Source organism: Dyadobacter crusticola DSM 16708 (assembly GCF_000701505.1).
GTDB classification, from domain to species: domain Bacteria; phylum Bacteroidota; class Bacteroidia; order Cytophagales; family Spirosomataceae; genus Dyadobacter; species Dyadobacter crusticola.
The window spans coordinates 86664-104294 of record NZ_KL370788.1 but is presented as its reverse complement, the minus strand read 5'-3'; the positions used below and the strand labels follow the sequence as shown (position 1 = coordinate 104294).

Genomic DNA, 17631 nt, shown 5'->3' with positions numbered 1-17631 from the left:
AGTTGATAGTGTGAGGTTTGAATTAATTTTCACTCAGGACTGAGAATATAGCCTTCGCATTGCTAGTATGCATTAGTATCAGGTCAGCAACGTCCACTTTCCCATCCAAATTCAAATCGGTTGCATCGTAGACATTGATCAATGATTTGCCGCTCGCAACTTTAACCCTGTTGTGATCGGTGACATCAATTCCTCCGTCCTGATCACAATCGCCGGCCCACAGAGACCACTTTCCGTTCATAGAAGCAAGCTGCGGCTGATATAATCCGTCCGGTGAATACGCAAGCTCAGGTGCAGGTGAGAAGTCGTAGCTGTAAGCTTCGTTGTTATTTTCATCAATCACATTACTCAGCACAAGCAGGTGATTGCGATGGCGGATCGTTACTCTGAAATCATGAATAAGCTGTCCCAATTTTGGCACTGAACCATCGGGTTGTACTACAACGCCATCTGATTTCAGCAGTAAGCTTCTGGTTTCGATGACATCGTAAGGGCTATCCGGCTTACGCAGCTCTACCTGTATCCAGTCTACAATTTTACCTGCGATAGCAACATTGTTGATATTGGTAAAGGTTACGCCGCCATTGTAGGGATCGTTCACCGGAAGAAGTCCCGCAGCTTGTAGATCATTCCGCATTTCACCTGTCCCGGTCATAGCACCTTGCAAAAACACTTTCAGGCTTAATTGAGTCTGGCAAGGACCTTGGGAAGCAACTGTCACAAGCGATGTAGATTTATTTACATTAAAGCAGTCACCTTGTGAGTTGTAAAAGAAAGCGTAATAAGTACCCGGACTAACTGCATTAGGATGTGCCAGGGGACTGCCGATTGGTGTATCCGTCGTAAACCAGACCAGTGAAAATCCTTGCGGCGGCGTGCTTGTGAACTTACTATTCAAATCAGCCTTGGTTGCAGGACAAATAATTCCAAGCTTGCTGCCTGTCAGCTGCACTTGAGGCAATCCACCGTGGCAGGTCGTCTCGCAGGGTTCGATGGTTACTGTAACGTTTGCTGTTGACAGGTTTGTGTTGAAGCAATCGTTTTCGCTGTCGTAAAAGAATGCGTAATAAGCGCCTGGTTGTGTAACGTTTGTAGGATTTTTAATTGCTAGGCCTGAATGATTTTGGTTGTTAAACCAAACTAAGACGCTACCCGGCGGAGTACTATTCGAAAGCATCCCATTGAGATTCACGCTAACCTGAGAACACTCATTTTTCAGCGTGGTGCCGGTTAATGCAACCTGGTTGGTGCCTGCCTTACAGTTATTACATTGATCAACCACAACCGTCACTTTCGCAGTTGACAAGTCAGTATTAAAGCAGTTGTTGTTAAAATCGTAGAAGAATGCATAATAAGTTCCTGCAGACACTTTGCTTGGATCCGGCAGTGGCTCGTCGCTGTGGTCTGGTGTTTTGTGCCAAAACAAGCCTGAGCTTTCTGGGATCGTTCCTTGAAAGGCTAAGCCTAGACTTACAGAAGTAGACGGGCAGTAGTTGCCTAGGGAGGTTTTAGAAATCGCGACTTGCGCCCCCTTTGTAACAGTAACTTTTGCTGTGGAAAAGTTTGTATTAAAACAATTATATTGAACACTGTAGAGAAATGCATAGTATTCTCCTGGTAATACATCGTCTTGATTTGGTAAGGGTAATCCCTCGTGTGTTGGATTGTGATACCACGCGATTTCTGTTCCTGCCGGAATGGTTTGTCCAAGCGCCTTAGCTAAATCCGCATTTGAGGATGGACAGACTATCTGTAGTGATGGTTTTGCAATACTAACCTGTTGGCCGCCATTTGGCACATTTTGAATAACAGTCAGGACAGATGTCGAGAAATTTGTGTTGAACATTTCTACCACTGGCTCTCCACTAGATTGATCAACAGCAAACGCATAGTATGTTCCCGGCGTCGTAAATTCGCAAACGCCAAATTTCATTTCGATATATTCTCCTTCATGAAAAGGATTAGTGTAGAATCGCGTTTTGCCTAAGGTCTCAACATCTGTACTGCTTAAACTAGCCACCGGATTTTGGCAGTCAATAGTTAATTCCGTGGTTAGCAAATTAACCTGCTCACTAACGACAGGTCTAACATGTCCGCCATTACTATCGATGTCAAATCCCAAGTAGCCGCCTGATCCAGAACCTTCTCCAGAAATAGCAATAACTGCTGTTTGGGACGTTGCCTGGAATATAAATTGACCATATTGCCAGGTACCTACTTGATTTATTTCCAAGTTGCTGGAGCATGAGCCAATTCCGCCCTGTTTGATTTCTAAAAACGTTTTTAAAGGAGCAGTGTCATGGCTTCCCGCCTCCAATGGTATGACGGGATACGTGAATATGTAGTATTTTCCTGGAGTAAGGTTAGTTATGTTTGTACTGACAGATGTTGTTACAGATTCACTAAAAAATAATGTTAAGAATTCTGGCCCGCCAGATGGAGTATCCCATTTATTATCAAATTCTGGAACCCAATTGTCTTCTAGATGCCCGGCGGGGCCGTTGGAGTTTGATATCGAAGCTTCTCCTTGTAATAAGGTGTACCCCGGCGGGACACAATTTTGGCAAATGGGACCGACTACCCCTGGCATGGTCTGTCCCATTAACAGATTGTTCGAGGTTATATACACTAGGAGAATAAGCAGCAATTTTTTCATGTAGAGAAAGATGTTTATTAAACCAGGAAAATTGACTTTCCATTAATTACACATCATAATTACCCTATCCAGTAGTAACAGCCTAAACTGTTTAATTTACGGTTAGTTCAAATGAGTTATGGGTAACTCCAAAACAAAATGAGCCCGGTACAATACCGAGCTCATTATTAACATTAAAAAGTATATCCCCTTAAAACTCCGCGCTCTTCGGATACCTCGGAAAAGGGATCACATCGCGGATGTTGCCCATTCCGGTAACGAACTGTACTAAACGTTCGAAGCCCAGACCGAAGCCGGAATGCGGTGCGGTTCCGAATTGGCGGGTTTCCAGGTACCACCAGAGATTTTCTGGGTCGATACCCACTTCGTGTACCCGGCCAAGCAGCTTTTCATAATTTTCTTCCCGCTGACTTCCGCCGATGATTTCGCCGATACCCGGGAATAGTACATCCATTGCGCGTACCGTCTTTCCGTCTTCGTCCAGCTTCATATAGAAGGATTTGATCTCCCTCGGATAGTTGGTAAGGATAACCGGCTTTTTAAAGTGTTTTTCAACCAAATACCTTTCGTGTTCGCTGGAAAGGTCAATTCCCCAGCCCACAGGATATTGGAATTTCTTCTCTTTGTGCGGTTTTGACTTCAATAATATATCAATCGCCTCGGTATAAGTCAGTCGCTCGAATGGGTTATCTACCACAAAGCTTAGCTTTTCAAGCAAAGGCAGCGAGCGCTCATTTTGCGGCTTGCTTTTTTCTTCTTCTGCCAGCCTGTTTTGTAAGAAATTGAGATCGTCCTTGCAGTTGACCAATGCGTAAGTAATCACATTTTTAACAAAATCCTCAGCCAGGTCCATATTGTCTTCCAGCTCGAAAAACGCCATTTCAGGCTCAATCATCCAGAACTCCGCAAGGTGTCGGGTCGTGTTGGAGTTTTCGGCACGGAAAGTAGGCCCGAATGTATAAATTTTGGATAGCGCCATTGCGCCCAGCTCACCTTCCAGCTGTCCCGACACAGTCAGGTTAGCCTCTCTTCCAAAGAAATCTTCCTTGAAATTAATCGCCCCCTCTTCGGTACGGGGCAATTTGTTGAGGTCCAGCGTAGTTACCCGGAACATTTCGCCTGCACCTTCTGCATCAGAGGCAGTGATCACAGGTGTGTGGAGGTAAAAGAACCCTTTATCGTTGAAGTATTGATGAACAGCAAAGGCTAGCGCGTGGCGAATGCGTAAAATGGCACTGAAAGTATTGGTGCGAGGACGCAAATGCGCGATTTCCCGCAGGAATTCCAATGAATGCTTTTTAGGCTGTAAAGGATAAACTTCCGGGTCGGCAGCTCCGTAAACGAGGATATCGTCTACTTTCACTTCGACCGCCTGGCCGGAGCCTTGTGACTCGATGAGTTGTCCTTCGATTTTCAGACAGGCGCCGGTTGTGACGGTTTGCATCAGCTCGTCGGGAAACTGCCCTGGCAGCGCTACTGCCTGGATATTGTGAATGGTGGAGCCGTCGTTTAATGCGATGAATATTGCATTTTTACTTTCCCTTTTTGTCCGCACCCAGCCTTTGAGGGTGACGGGTTGGTTTTCCGGAGAAGCCTGTAATATCTCTTTAATTTGCAGCGGTCCCATTTTTGGCAATCTTTTGTTATTTGAAAAGTATTTGAATATTCAAAAGCATCTTATGCGTTTCAAATGCTTTTAAATAGGTGGTTGGATTCTGATTTGTAATCTGTTCGCTTCCTTGGCAAACTTACAATGTGAGAAGCTTGCTGACAAGCAAACCTGTTAAGAAAGCCACAAAAAAGCAGTATTTAGGCCGATGCCGAAAATTCAGGCGGGATTGGGTTGCGCAGTATCCTTCACTTTCAACTTCCTCCGCGTATTGATTTTCGTTTTGATCCACTCGGGATAATGTGTTGCGTCTTCGGCCGGGTACACGTGAAGTCGCTGCGATGGATCTGGTTTGAGCAGCTCTGCCTGTGAGCTGCCGAGGATGCGGGCGGCGGTTTGTACACCCGAATAACTGGCTCCTGCGACTCCATTGGCCAATATGCTCGCCCCACACAAGTAGAGATTTTCAATTTCGCTTCGGGCTTTAAATGCAAATGCGCCTATCTGCCAGAAGCTTTTTTCGGTACCATATACGCAGCCGTCGGTTGAACCAATGTAATGTTTATTCGTCAGCGGCGTGCCCATTTCTTTCTGGATAATGCTTTCGCTGATCCCTGGCAGCACCCTTTCCAGGCTTTTGATCATTTTCACGCTCAGCTGCTCTTTAAAATCTAAATATGCCTGGGAATGGACGCCGGTTTTACCTTCAAATTGGCTGAAAGCCTGATTGTTAATAAGCGTAATCACTTCCAGTGTATGGTGAATACCGTCAAAACTCGTCGGATCTTTTAATGTGCTGCAACTGATAAATAGAGCCGGGAATTCCATTTCCGAAGCAATGTCCGTACCTGAATGTTGTCCGTATGATTCTTCGGCCGCAGCGTCCGGCATCAGCCAGATATTCCCGGAGTCCAGGCCGGCTTTGCGCAAATCCATATCGACCGTCAAAAACAGGATCAGTGAAGTGCAGGAGTATTTTGTTTTTTTTAATTGATTTAAAAGTTGCTTGCTGAGGTACCGTTCGCCTATCAGCTTCAAGTAAGTTGTCCCAGGGTCGGCGTTTGAAATCACCCTTTTGGCGTATATACGTGCTCCGTTTTCAAGTTCGACGCCTACCGCTCGCCTCACTTTTTCACCCTCAATCAAAATGCGTTTCACCTGCTGCCCCGTCCTGCATCGCCCGCCATGTTTTTTGATCACATTAGCCATCGCTTTGACGATCGCCGCGCCGCCACCCAGAGGGTAAAAACCGCCTTTTTCGTAATGCGCCATGACCGCCGCGTGGTAAGGGAAGCACGCTTGTGCAGGTGGAAGTCCGTGGTTACCCCACTGGATATTCAGTATTTTTTTGAGTAATGGATCCTTGATATGCCAGTCGATAACCCGTTTTACGCTGAACAAACCGTATTTTCCTAAATGTCGCGTGCGCCAGGGAATGGTAAGGTGGTCACGAAAACCATTCATTTCCGAGATCAGGTCCAGCTGACTGCTGACATTTTTGACGACAGCTAAATATTTTTCAATGCCTTTCTTTCCTTCGGGAAATTCGGCTGAAAGTGTTTTGCAAAGCGCATCAAAATGGGCAGGGATATCGATCCGTTTTTCACCAATCCAGCAATGTTCATAAGCCGCCGGATTCATTTCGAAGAAGGTAAGATCATTGGCAATTCCCAAACCTTCATACAACATGCGGGTCGACTGGCCTTTACCAAGCTGTCCTATGTAATGAACTCCAGGTGAAAAGCGCTGACTTCCAATCCGAAAACTGTGGCACCAGCCGCCAAGCACATTATGTTGCTCCAAAATGAGCACGGTCTGTCCTGCACGCACCAGGCAAATCGCCGCTGAAAGCGCACCCATACCTGAGCCAATGATGATATTATCGAATTCAAATGTTAAATCCTGCTGTTCAGATGACACAGTTTGGCTTGTTGGGGAAAAGGTGTGTGATGGATTGCATATAAAAATATTATTCCTCATCATTTCAAACCTCTCCTCATATAGCTATTATAACCATCGATGTGGCAATAATCTGAACCACAATCTAGTACAATAGGAGTAGTCTCAGACAACCCCCGGACACAATATATGTTAGGTGTTGTAGGGCCCGTTAACGCAAGCAAGCCTGGCAAATAAGTCTTACAAATAAGACTGCGGTAAAATAAGCTGAAAAGTTGTTCCGGCCCCGGGCTCACTTTTCACGGTTATGTCTGCTTTTAGAATATCACAAAGGCGTTTAATAATAAAAAGTCCGATCCCTTCTCCATGCCCCTCCGTATTAGGTTGCAGATCAGGGTTGGAGTCCCGGGTTTCTGTGTCATTCATTTTTGCCAGCAGGTGCTCAGAAAGTCCCGGCCCCGTATCGGAAACAGCAAATTTCCATGTGCTAACCTGCCCATTGTCTGTTTCGTTGGCTTGCCAACTAACATTTACACCACCTTCAAGGGTATACTTCAAAGCGTTTAAAATCAGGTTTTGGGCAATACGGCGTACTTTAACGTCGTCGCCTTCTACAAGCAAATTTGCAGGTCCTTCAAAATGTATAAACAGCCCTTTTTCCGCAGCTAGCTGCTCAGATCCGGCGCAGAGTTCTGTCAACAGGCTTCCGGCATTGAAGCTTTTGATGTGCAATTTTTCCTCGCCTGATTCGAGCCTGGAATAATCCAGCAGCTGGTTCATCATTTGTGATACCTGGTTGAGGTTGCGCTGCAGCATTTCAAGGATTTTTTCCCGTTCATGATGGGTATCCATTGTATTGAGCAGGGCGGCTGCTCCCACGATGATACCAAAACTGCCACGAAGGTCATGGAAGGAAGAACGTAAAAAGGCACCCCGCTGCTGTATATATTCTTTCATTGTAGCTAGTGACTCGACCATGTCGTTGGAGCTATTCAGCTGCTTAATCAGCTTTATTTGCTTCAAATTACTTTCCTTGAAATTGCTGATATCCAGCTCGGTAATGGCTATGCCGTGGTCGTGCCGGGTCATGGAGGTAGCGAGCCATCTAGGGTGTCCATTCAGCAAATGCTCTTCGTAAAAAGGGTCTCTTGTTACGTAGACTTGCTTCATCTCCACCTGATTCTGCAAGGAGAGTAACCCGGAGGCAAGCATGCCCACCAGATCGGAAACTGGTTTCCCAAATTCGCCTGAGAACCTCTGGTTACATATTATAAGCGTAAAATCGATTGGCTGTCCATCTTCACCTTCAATCGCTTTAAAAAAAGCAATCGACGCAGGCGAGCTGTCCAGCACCGCCTGCAAGCTCGTAGCGACCTCCGTAAGCTTAACTTCTGCCTCTTTCCGGTCGGTTATGTCCAGCGTGGTAACCACTATACCTGCCTGGTCAACTTGCCTGGTGATAAAAAAGGCAAGCGTCTTCTGTTGTATCGATAATTCCTCGTAAGCTGCATCTCCGGTCTTTAGGACCTGGACATATTTATCAAAAATGCCTGCATCTTTTAAGAACGGAATAACTTCCAGCAATGTCCTGTTTTGGATCTGCTCACTATTCTGGCCAGTAAATTCCAGGGTTTTCTCATTAAATACCGATGTTGCAAAGTCGGCAATGCTATCCTTGTCTGTATAGATGGGCTCCATGAGCGTTACGGATGCAGGAATACCATTCAGCACGCTTTGAAGGCGGTTGGCCGTCCGGGCAAGCTTCTGGTTGGCATTACCAAGCGCAATGGTTTTTTCGTCAACATGCTCGTTGAGCTGCTCAGTAATCGTTTTTTGAAGATGAATGTCGACCCCGCTGCCCGTGTAACCGGTAAAACTTTCATCTGCAGAGAACACCGGACTTGCGTTTTCCAATATCCAGCGGTATTCCCCGTCGCCTCGTTTAAGACGATATTCCAAAGTGAATTCTGTCTGTTGTCCCAGGTTTTCAGACAAAACCGCCTGGTAATTTGGTAAGTCATCGGGATGCACCGCCTCGAGAAAAATGTTCTGGCTTTCGCCCACAGACCGTCCGGTAAAGTTAAGCCAGGCTTTGTTCAGAAAATTAATCTTGCCATCAGCCTCGCAAACCCAGATCATGGCTGGCGCGTTATTTACAAGTGTTTCGAACCATTGCTTTCTTTCGCTTAGCAGCCGCTGCTCGCGGCGGTGGACGGTGATATCTTCAAAGCCTAAAAGTATAATCTGCTTCTGATGAAGGGTTAGCTTTCTGGCGTGCACTACCATTGTTCGCTGCTCAGTGGCAGAGATCCGCATGCTTACTTCCAGGCCACTAACGGCCGCATGATAAGCGCTGACCTGGTGCAGTAAGTCCCGAAACTGCGGAAAATCAAACTGGCGGTTACCCAGCTCATAGATCAATTGCCCTTCGGTCCGCTCAGCATCGGTCAAAAAGAACCGGTAAAATGCATGGTTGGCGCTTTTGATACGCATGTGTTCGTCCAGAACAAGAGTCGCTTCATTGATTGTTGAAAGGATTGTCTCCGAATACTCATAAGATTCGGTCAGCTGGTCGTTGCGGTTCTGCAGCTCCTGGTTGATGGTCTGCAACTCTTCATTGGCCGATTCTATTTCTTCCTTGCTGGTTTCAAGCTCTTCGTTGATGCTTTGCAGCTCTTCATTGCTGCTGACGATTTCTTCGTTGGCCGACTGCAATTCCTCGTTACTGGCCTCCTGCTCTTCAACAATGGAATGCATGTCCTGTCGGAGGGCCGTGAGCTCGGCTTCCAGCTGGCGGTTGCGCTGTTCAGGGTCCCCTGTATTGGAAACGGATGCTATATTTTCGCTGACTTGTTCAAACACAACCAGGAAAAGCTGCTGGTTGGCAGGATTTGTGATGGGTACAGCCTCGATATTAACATAGACAGGCCTGTCGGGATAACTGATTTCCAGGCCGTCTTTTCTTTGCCTTTCTGCCGTTTTGCGCGCTTTCTGAACAATGTTGCGAAGCTCAAAAGCCAGTGAGGGATGTGCCATTTTTGACAAGTTCAAACTGGCTTTCCCCGCTGAATGCTGTAAAAAAGGTGTAGTGATACCCCGGAACTGAATGATTTCCAGATCCTGGTCAATGACCACGCTTGCTGGCACATATTGAGAGAGCAGCAGGTTATCTACCAGTTTGTCCAGGTCGCTTACAGTAGCGAGTTTAGTGGTCTTGGTAGTGAGCGTTTTCATGGGGGAAGAAGGTGTATTGCTTTTGAATGGCATGTCGAGTGGGATATTAGTCCGGGTGTTGCTTTTGCGAACAAATACTTTCTGCGTTTTTTCTATCTGCGCAAAATACGTTGAGGAGCTTCCCACTGACTCGGATTTACCTAACAGCAGATACCCGTCGGCTTTAAGGGCATAGTGGAAGGTGGCAAATACTTTCTGCTGCAGCTCAGCATCCAGATAGATCAGCAGGTTGCGGCAGCTGATCAGATCCATCCGCGAAAATGGTGGGTCGCCCAGCAGATTGTGCGGAGCGAAAACACAAAGGTCCCGCACCAGTTTGTTAACCTTATATTGGTCATCGACTTTCGAAAAAAAGCGGTCAAGCCGGGCGGGTGAAATATCCAAAACCTCACCTTTTGTAAAAACACCCATACGGGCTTTGGCAATGGCGGAATCACTCAGGTCAGTGGCAAAAATTTGTATTGGCAGACTGGATGCCTTCGTGCCCAGCACTTCCAGCATCATGATCGCCATGGAGTAAGCCTCCTGGCCGGTGGAGCACCCGGCCACCCAAATCCGGACTGCTTCACCAGGGGATTTGCCGCTAACAATACGGGGAAGTATTTGCTTTTTCACATGCTCCATGGTGGCAGGGTCACGGAAAAAGTTAGTTACATTGATCAACAAATCGTTAAAAAGAATCCCGGCTTCGGTTGGATTCTTTTTAAGATGCTCCACGTAATCTGCCAGGGTTTCAAGTTTATAAATCAGCATCCTTCGGATAATCCTGCGCCGTATGGTTGACTTTTTGTAGTGGGTGAAATCAACACCTGCAGCAGACTTCACAAAGGCTAGTACTTCAATAAGGTCTTCGGTGTCGTTATCATCCTGAACGGCTTCGCTGCTCTCTGAGGTCAACCGGAAAATCTCTCTGTGGTTGCTGATCCTTGAAAGCTCGGTCGCAATTTCGGAAGGCGACAATACCAAATCTACGACATCCTCTATGATGGCCGACTGCGGCATGCCTTGGAAAGCTGCCGTTAAATCTTGTGCAAAGGTGATGCCGCCGGCAACTTTAATGGCCCTCAAACCACGCGTCCCATCACTGGCCATTCCGGAAAGCACAATGCCGATAGCTCCATCCTTTTGCCTTTCGGCCAAGGATATAAAAAAGTCGTCAATAGGCAGGTGTGGAGCAGGTTTTGGCTTTCTGGGAGTCAACACCAGTACCCCATCTACAACCTCCATGGTTTTGTCTGGCGGGATCACATAAAGCCGGTTTGGCTCTACGGGCATCAGATGGGTTGCCTCTATGACCGTCATGGCGGTTTTAGTCGCAAGGATGGAATCTAGCTTGCTATCGTAGTCCGGCGATAAGTGCTGTATGTATACATAGGCCAGGCCTGTGTCTGCGGGAAGAAAGGATAGTAGCTCACTCATGGCCTGTTGGCCGCCGGCCGAACCGCCAATGGCGACGATCGGTACAGGTGTTTTTCCGGGCTCCAGATTGGTGTACTCGGTATTTTCAGATTTGGGGGTTACCCCTTTATTGATCATAAGCAATATGGAGAATTCGTCCTGGCTAGTCAGAGGACTACGCAATGCCACTAGCTGGCTTATTAGGAAAACACATAGGGCCTCACCCGCTCCGGGCAAATACTATTGCAAAATCAGAGATTAAGAGCATGCATCATCCTGGTAATCCACGCTAGCACCAAACACAGGATTGATATATTAAATAGGTGAAGGGAAGTAGACTTTAAGTAGCAGCAAGATCTGCGGGAGCGACAATAGCTGATTTGATCTGCTTTTTCTTGATCCGCTTTTTGAGTGTGTATATGGAATGCTCGGTAATTGAAATTCCGATCTCGTCTTTAATCTGTGCGACTACAATTGTTGCAGGCAGCTGGAAGAGTTTGTCGCCGTAGTAGGCAAGCAAAACGTCGTAACGACCTTTGAGCCCGAGTGCAAATGCCTGGGTTACATATTTTTTGTCCAAAGTGCCGTTTTCTACCTAGTGAAGCTCTAAGATAGCCCCAATATATTTAAGATGGGTGAAAATTCTTTTGTTGGATAGCGTATGTAACCCTTAAAACAGCCGGGCGTGTACTTTGGACTAACAGAACTCAAGACAACGTGATGTCATTGACCTGCCCCTGTGTGTAGATGTAGTCCAGCAGTGCTTTGGACCGGCTTCTGAGGATATCTGCCTTTTCCTCAAAATCCCGTGCATGGTCCTGGTTGCCACTCAATTCACAGCGCGTCACTGCTTGTTCTAAAAAAAGAATACCCTCTTCCATGCTGCGCATTGCTTGCCATAACTTTGCTTCTACCGACTCATTGATGCCCAACCACAGGGAACTTGATGAGAACCCATGACCGGTATGGCAACGGTAGCGCACATTTGATCCTTCCTGGAAGCTGGTCAGAGCACCACCGCATTCAGGACAGGTTAAATCTGTTTTTTCGCCCATATGATGAATGCCCCTTGACAAGGCGTTTTTTTGTCCGGCAATTTCAATTTCAACCTTCATTCTGGTTTTAAGCACATCATTTTCAACCCGGTTACGCTTCGCAGGCTGGGTGACCAGCGTGTTGATTAATGGACCGATATCTTTTAAGGGTAGAATATAGTCAGGATCAACCCGTTCGAGCGCGTTCCTTGGCATATCCGGGTAAGGGGAATCCTCGGGGCTTTGAACAATTGTTGTACCACCCAGTTGCTGGACCGACCAAAGGCCTGAACTGCCATCACTTAGATATCCCGTAAGCACAGCGGCGATCACCTGGTCTGCATGCCAATAAGCCGCTGAACGCATCGTTACATCGATAGCGGGCCTGAAATTATTTTCTTTCGGCCCTCTTTTAATAGAAATATGCTCGTTCTCAATGATCATGTGGTGATCCGGTGGGGCAACATAAATGATGCCTTTGCTGATCTGCTCGCCGTCCCGAGGGTGCCTGGCCGGAAGCGGCCCGTGGCTGGAAAGTATCTCTGGTAAGTAACTGACCTTATTGGCCGCAAGGTGCTGCACGATAAAAATGCTGGCGGCAAAATCCTTGGTAAAAGACTTTACCAGCTCTTTTAAAGCCGGGACGCCTCCTGCTGATGATCCTATAACAATAATGCTATGGCTTTGTAAATTCATTCTCGGTAACATTTTAGGCAAGCTTCATATAGTGTATGCCGGAGTATTTCTAAACCTATTTTTTACTTTGCTTTCTTTGTTTCTTCTCTGCTTTCATTCTTGCGCGTACACCGTCGTCAATGCCTGTACCTGTGGCGGTGGGCGTTAAAACAGCGCCAGATGTAGCCGGCGCAGGCGGGGCTGTTTCGATCTGATACCGATGCGCAATGTTGGCCGACAGTCTTTCCGTGAAGTGAGGAAACAAGCGATGAGAGATGTATGCGCCCCGTGCTTTCCAGCCCACGGGCAATTCCCTGTTGCGATGAAGTGAAGAAAAAATGATGGCGTTCACTACCTTTTGTGGTTCGTCCATGGCTGCCATGCGGGGCGTTCCGCCGCTGTAATTGGCAGCGTGCCCCCAGAAAGGGGTATCAACTGCCCAGGGCATGATCGTTACTACTTTGATTTTCTTTTTATTTCCACTCAGCCTGATCTCCTGGTGCAACACGTTGCCCAAGCCCCTTACTGCGGCTTTAGTCGAGCCATAAGTGGCGTGGTAGGCCAGAGGAACTGCACTTTCAACCGACCCTACATTGATCAGCTTGCCATAGCCCTGGGCTTTGAAAAGCTTCATAGCCGCGTAGCTGCCGTAGATAACACCTTTTAGATTGACATCGACCAAACGAGAATATTCTTCCAGTGGTATCTGTTCGAAGCGTCCTATTGCACCAACGCCGGCATTGTTGATCCAGACATCGGCATGACCGAATACCTTCAATGTCGTATCTGCCAACCGCTGGATATCTTCTGGCTTGGCCACATCGGCTACAACCACAATTGCTTTCCCTCCGGCTTCCCTCACCTGCCTGGCTACATCTTCCAGCATATCACCGCGCCGTGCGGCCAGCACCACGTTGGCGCGGTACTGTCCAAGCTGCAAGGCCGTGCCTTTCCCGAAACCGCTGGATGCGCCGGTGATAACGAACGTCTTCCCTGATACTTTGCGTTGAGCAGACTTGCTTAGATTTTTAGTTGCACAGCTGCCAAAAAACAGCAGCAAGAAAACGGAGATGACAAGGTTGGCCGCTTTGACGCTTAAATGTGTATTGCCGATTGTAGGTTGTAAATCGCTTTCTGAATGTATTGTTCCGTTTAACATAAGCTTGACTGAGTGATCTTGTTTGACAATGCCTGCGTAGTTCCGCAGCTGCCTCTAAAAATTGTGCCAAATTTTAACTCAGTATGCTAGTGTACAAAAAGCACTGAAATGAGAAAGTCAGAACTAAAATAGGATATGAATTTGCTGATAAAAAGCGCTCAATGTTGTAAACTATTTGGTAATACTTGATCATTTACTGATAGGCGTGATAGGTGCCTCAGGACTTTCTTTTTCTTTATTCAGCCGTATATCTTCACTGTACTGATTTTGTTGTAAAACCGAGTCATGAATGATTTGGGCCCGTGATGCACTTTCTTTTGATTTACTGTAGAATATGCCGGCCGACTTGTTATCACCAAGCTCTTCATAATGGTCCCCTATATTTTTAAGGAGCATATCCATTTCTTCCAACCCGCGCATGGTCTGCCATAACTGGCTTTCAACAACCTCAGATAATTCTGATAAAAGCGAACTTGCCGTATAAGCGTGGCCGGTATGGCACCTGAACCGGATCAATTTTCCTTCCACCAGTCTGACCAGCGCCCCATGGCATTGCGGGCACGTAAAGGGTGTAAGTTTACCCATATCCATAATGCCCATTTCAAAAGCATTGTCCCTTGTTGCAATAATAACTTCCATCTTCAGCAATTTAAGCTGCTGGGGAGTGAACTTGTTTCGCTCTGGGACAGGCTCTTTGACCAATCCTGCAATCAGAGGCCCCATGTCCGCTGCTGCGACAGTGTAATCCGCCTCTACATATTCCAGGGTATTTTCCGGAAGTTGTGGCTGCTCGGCATCGCTTGGATCCTGGATAACGACCGTACCGCCATGCTGCTGTATGGTCCAAAGCCCCGAGATACCGTCATTGAGAAGACCTGAAAGGATTATCCCAATGACCCGGGACCCGTATACATACGCTGCGGAACGAAACAAGGCATCAATGGACGGCCTGAACCTGTTCTCTTTCGGTCCCCGTTTTACGCGTACCTTATCTTGCTCTAAAATAAGGTGGTGATCGTTTATGCCAATATAGATCTTTCCTTGCTGGATTATATCCCCATCCTGTGGATGCACGGCTTGCAGGGGGCCAGCCTTTTCAAGTATCCAGGGCAATCTGGATTCAGAGTAAGCGGGAATATGCAGTACGATAAAGACGGACCCCTTGAAATCCTCCGGAAGGCTGCTGACCAGTGCTTTCAAAGCTGTTACCCCCCCTGCCGAAGCGCCGATCACAATGATGTCCCGTGTTTGCATATCAAATATTATCTGGTGGAATCGTGATAATGAAATTTCCATACCACGGTTTCTCTTAGCTATCTCAGGCAGCACCACCTTGCTGTTGAACTATATCGCTGGTTCAACGTTTGTTAAGGAGAGCATTTAATCTCAGAATTTAAGTTTCGCCTGGTTGCCTAATTAGGACTCACCACTTCCGGATCGAACCGAACAACCGGATGTTGGTTTGTCAATACCTCTCTTATGGCACCTGCTGCCCCTTATTCTGCCCAGTCTCTTGGCGAATTAGTCAATTATTTATTTACCCGTCGCGAAGCCATTTTAAACAACTGGCGTACAGCATGCGAAAAAGGCCCTGCTTTGGGGAAAGTCTCTTTGCTGAGCCGTGAAGAGTTCAACAACCTGTTGCCCATTATTTTAGACATCCTAGAGCAGCGCTTGCTGGGTAAACCACCGGAAGCGGACTTGGCCCTTACGGCTCAGGGCCATGGGTTGCATCGGTGGCACAAGGCACTTGAGTTGATGGAAACGATGCGGGAGCTGAAGTATTTTTCACATATACTTTATGCTGAACTCGAACTGTTTGTGCAGCTGTTCCCTAACGCGGACAAATCTTTATTACTATATGTCTATGCACAGATCGCTGCTCTGATGCAGGAAACGATTGATGGAAGCGTGCAGAAATATGATGAGCTCCAGCGCTTGCAAGCCAGCAGCCGGGCCGCTGCATTGCAAAGTGCCATTGAGCAAATGCAGGAATTATCACTGCAGCGTGATGACATGCTCAGGACGTCTTCACATGATTTGAGGGGAAGTTTCGGCATTATCAATTCGGCCGCTATGCTGCTTAAGATGGAGGGGGTGAGTCCGCAGGAAAAGGAAGAATTTATGGAGATGATGAGCCGGAACCTGGCCAATGTCCATGCAATGCTGACGGGTCTGATGGATCTTTCACGGCTTGAAGCAGGCCAGGAAACCTTAAAAATAGAGTCCGTTGATGCGGCTAAACTCTTAAATGACATAGTAGCAGGGGCGCAGCCTATGGCAGCTGAAAAGAATATTGTTTTAAGGGGCGACGGGCCAGCTATGCTGGTTGTTGAAACGGACCAGGTCAAACTTCAGCGCGTTATCCAGAACATCCTCATTAACGCTATAAAATATACCCCGTCAAGTCCCCAGCACCCCTCGATCGTTTCAGTTTCTTGGTCAACGGAAGGAGACTACCGCTGGATATTCAGCATCCAGGATTCTGGACCCGGTTTGCCCGATAACTTAACAGGTGTTTTCCGGGAGCAGCTTCGGCCGACAGTCGAACCAGCAAGCGTAATGGGGCTAGACCAGGCGGAACCAGTAGTTGTTTTGCCAGAAGGCATCCCTCAAATACCGTCGGCAGATCAACTTGCTCAAATTACCAACCATGCTACCAAGAGTGAAGGCGTTGGTTTACAGATCGTCAAGCGGCTGTGTGAGATGCTGGATGCCAATCTTGATATTGAAAGTGTAAAAAGCAGGGGTACCCTGTTCCGCGTCCGGTTACCTATTCACCATACAGCCTAACGGGGAGTTTCGATTTCCTTTTGCCCCGATGTGGAGTATCAGCCATGATGATGGCAGCAAGGAAATACTGCAATGTTATTACCAGCTATGTTGCCTTTCTATGAGCTTCCGGTTAATGCAAGTAAGAAAAAGTAATACAACAAACTCTGCAATGAAAATGCTATTGTCTAATGAAGGAGATAAAAACGGTGTACCTGGTCGATGACGATGATGACGACCGGATGCTTATGCGGGAAGCGCTCCAAAGCGTTATAGAAGGCATCAGCATCATTGAAATCAATAATGGAGAAGATCTGGTTAAAGTCTTTGGACGGCCATGCGAAGGCAATGGTCCTTCTTTGATTTTGATGGATATGAATATGCCCCGAATGAGCGGGCTTGAGGCACTTGCACTTATTAAAGCCAATCCAGTGTCAATGCATATCCCGGTTGTGATGATCTCCACTACAGCGGACCAGCGGCTGGTTTTAAGGGCTTATGAAGAGGGAATAAATGCTTTTATCACCAAACCGGTATCTGTACTGGAGTTCGAGCAGATGGTGCAAGATATTAACATCTGTTTTTTACATCATTATCAGCATGTATCAAGTAGCCCGATACTTTCAAAAAAATTAAAGGGAGAAAGTATCCTGTTTATCGAAGACGATGATGATCACTGGAAACTAATTAAGCACAGCCTTGATAGAACTTTGCCAGATGTGAACATTATCAGAATGGTTGATCAGGAACACACAGTTGACTTTTTAAATGCAAGGGCAGGTGAATGGCCGTCCATGCCCGAATTGATTATTCTCGACCTGTATTTGCCTACGAAAAAAGAAGGGCTGGAATTGTTGGGCTGGATCAGGCGTTTTTTTGCATTGCATAAGAAGCCACCAGCTACTGTCATCGTATTTAGCTCCTCTGGTCGCCAGCAGGATATAAAAGAGAGTTATGCAGTTGGCGCTAATGGATATATGGTTAAAACGGAAGACCTCACTAAATCGGCTTCGTACTTTAAAGATTTATGCCATTTCTGGTGGAATACCGTAAGCCTGCCGGAAAGAAACTACTAGTTAGTCCGGGCTCGGTAGCAAAAACGCATTCTTGATTTTTGCGTGGGTTCTATACTGGTTTAAGTGGTCTCGTAGGGATTCGAACGGCACCGGCCGCCCGGCCCAAACCTCCTGATCCG

10 protein-coding genes are annotated in these 17631 nt (G+C 47.0%); 2 read left to right on the top strand and 8 right to left on the bottom strand.

Annotated elements, in window-relative coordinates:
* Positions 1–22: 22 nt before the first annotated feature.
* From Q369_RS0127135 to Q369_RS0127100, 8 genes are all read right to left on the bottom strand, one after another.
* A complete protein-coding gene (locus tag Q369_RS0127135) occupies positions 23–2656 on the bottom strand; it encodes a hypothetical protein (protein WP_157488334.1) in 2634 nt (877 codons plus the stop codon).
* Positions 2657–2846: 190 nt separating this feature from the next.
* On the bottom strand, positions 2847–4283 hold the full coding sequence (asnS, locus tag Q369_RS0127130; RefSeq protein WP_031530850.1) for an asparagine--tRNA ligase: 1437 nt from the start codon (positions 4281–4283) through the stop codon (positions 2847–2849).
* 201 nt (positions 4284–4484) lie between these two features.
* Positions 4485–6185: a phytoene desaturase family protein gene (locus Q369_RS0127125; protein WP_031530849.1), complete on the bottom strand. Its 1701-nt coding sequence runs from the start codon at positions 6183–6185 to the stop codon at positions 4485–4487.
* A gap of 219 nt (positions 6186–6404) precedes the next feature.
* Positions 6405–10934, bottom strand: a complete 4530-nt coding sequence (locus Q369_RS0127120) for a CheR family methyltransferase (RefSeq protein ID WP_031530848.1) — start codon at positions 10932–10934, stop codon at positions 6405–6407.
* A gap of 202 nt (positions 10935–11136) precedes the next feature.
* Positions 11137–11376, bottom strand: a complete 240-nt coding sequence (locus Q369_RS0127115; protein ID WP_031530847.1) for a hypothetical protein — start codon at positions 11374–11376, stop codon at positions 11137–11139.
* Positions 11377–11503: 127 nt separating this feature from the next.
* Positions 11504–12526 (bottom strand): chemotaxis protein CheB, encoded by a 1023-nt coding sequence (locus Q369_RS0127110; RefSeq protein WP_031530846.1) that lies wholly within the window; start codon positions 12524–12526, stop codon positions 11504–11506.
* Between the two features lie 55 nt (positions 12527–12581).
* Positions 12582–13664 (bottom strand): SDR family NAD(P)-dependent oxidoreductase, encoded by a 1083-nt coding sequence (locus tag Q369_RS0127105; protein ID WP_084165867.1) that lies wholly within the window; start codon positions 13662–13664, stop codon positions 12582–12584.
* A 189-nt stretch (positions 13665–13853) separates the two neighbouring features.
* The gene (locus tag Q369_RS0127100) at positions 13854–14960 is read right to left on the bottom strand and encodes a chemotaxis protein CheB (RefSeq protein WP_229206964.1); all 1107 of its coding nucleotides are present in this window, start codon (positions 14958–14960) and stop codon (positions 13854–13856) included.
* A gap of 183 nt (positions 14961–15143) precedes the next feature.
* On the opposite strand from Q369_RS0127100, the gene Q369_RS0127095 reads away from it, so the two are divergent.
* Positions 15144–16457, top strand: a complete 1314-nt coding sequence (locus Q369_RS0127095) for a sensor histidine kinase (protein WP_031530843.1) — start codon at positions 15144–15146, stop codon at positions 16455–16457.
* A gap of 170 nt (positions 16458–16627) precedes the next feature.
* Positions 16628–17512, top strand: coding sequence for a response regulator (locus tag Q369_RS0127090; RefSeq protein ID WP_031530842.1), 885 nt, complete (start codon positions 16628–16630; stop codon positions 17510–17512).
* Positions 17513–17631: the final 119 nt, after the last annotated feature.

Bases quoted from the DNA above. Each gene is read 5' to 3' on its own strand.
- Q369_RS0127135 (WP_157488334.1), bottom strand. From the start codon at position 2,656: ATGAAAAAATTGCTGCTTATTCTCCTAGTGTATATAACCTCGAACAAT.
- asnS (WP_031530850.1), bottom strand. From the start codon at position 4,283: ATGGGACCGCTGCAAATTAAAGAGATATTACAGGCTTCTCCGGAAAAC.
- Q369_RS0127120 (WP_031530848.1), bottom strand. From the start codon at position 10,934: ATGATCAATAAAGGGGTAACCCCCAAATCTGAAAATACCGAGTACACC.
- Q369_RS0127110 (WP_031530846.1), bottom strand. From the start codon at position 12,526: ATGAATTTACAAAGCCATAGCATTATTGTTATAGGATCATCAGCAGGA.
- Q369_RS0127105 (WP_084165867.1), bottom strand. From the start codon at position 13,664: ATGTTAAACGGAACAATACATTCAGAAAGCGATTTACAACCTACAATC.
- Q369_RS0127100 (WP_229206964.1), bottom strand. From the start codon at position 14,960: ATGGAAATTTCATTATCACGATTCCACCAGATAATATTTGATATGCAA.
- Q369_RS0127095 (WP_031530843.1), top strand. From the start codon at position 15,144: ATGGCACCTGCTGCCCCTTATTCTGCCCAGTCTCTTGGCGAATTAGTC.
- Q369_RS0127090 (WP_031530842.1), top strand. From the start codon at position 16,628: ATGAAGGAGATAAAAACGGTGTACCTGGTCGATGACGATGATGACGAC.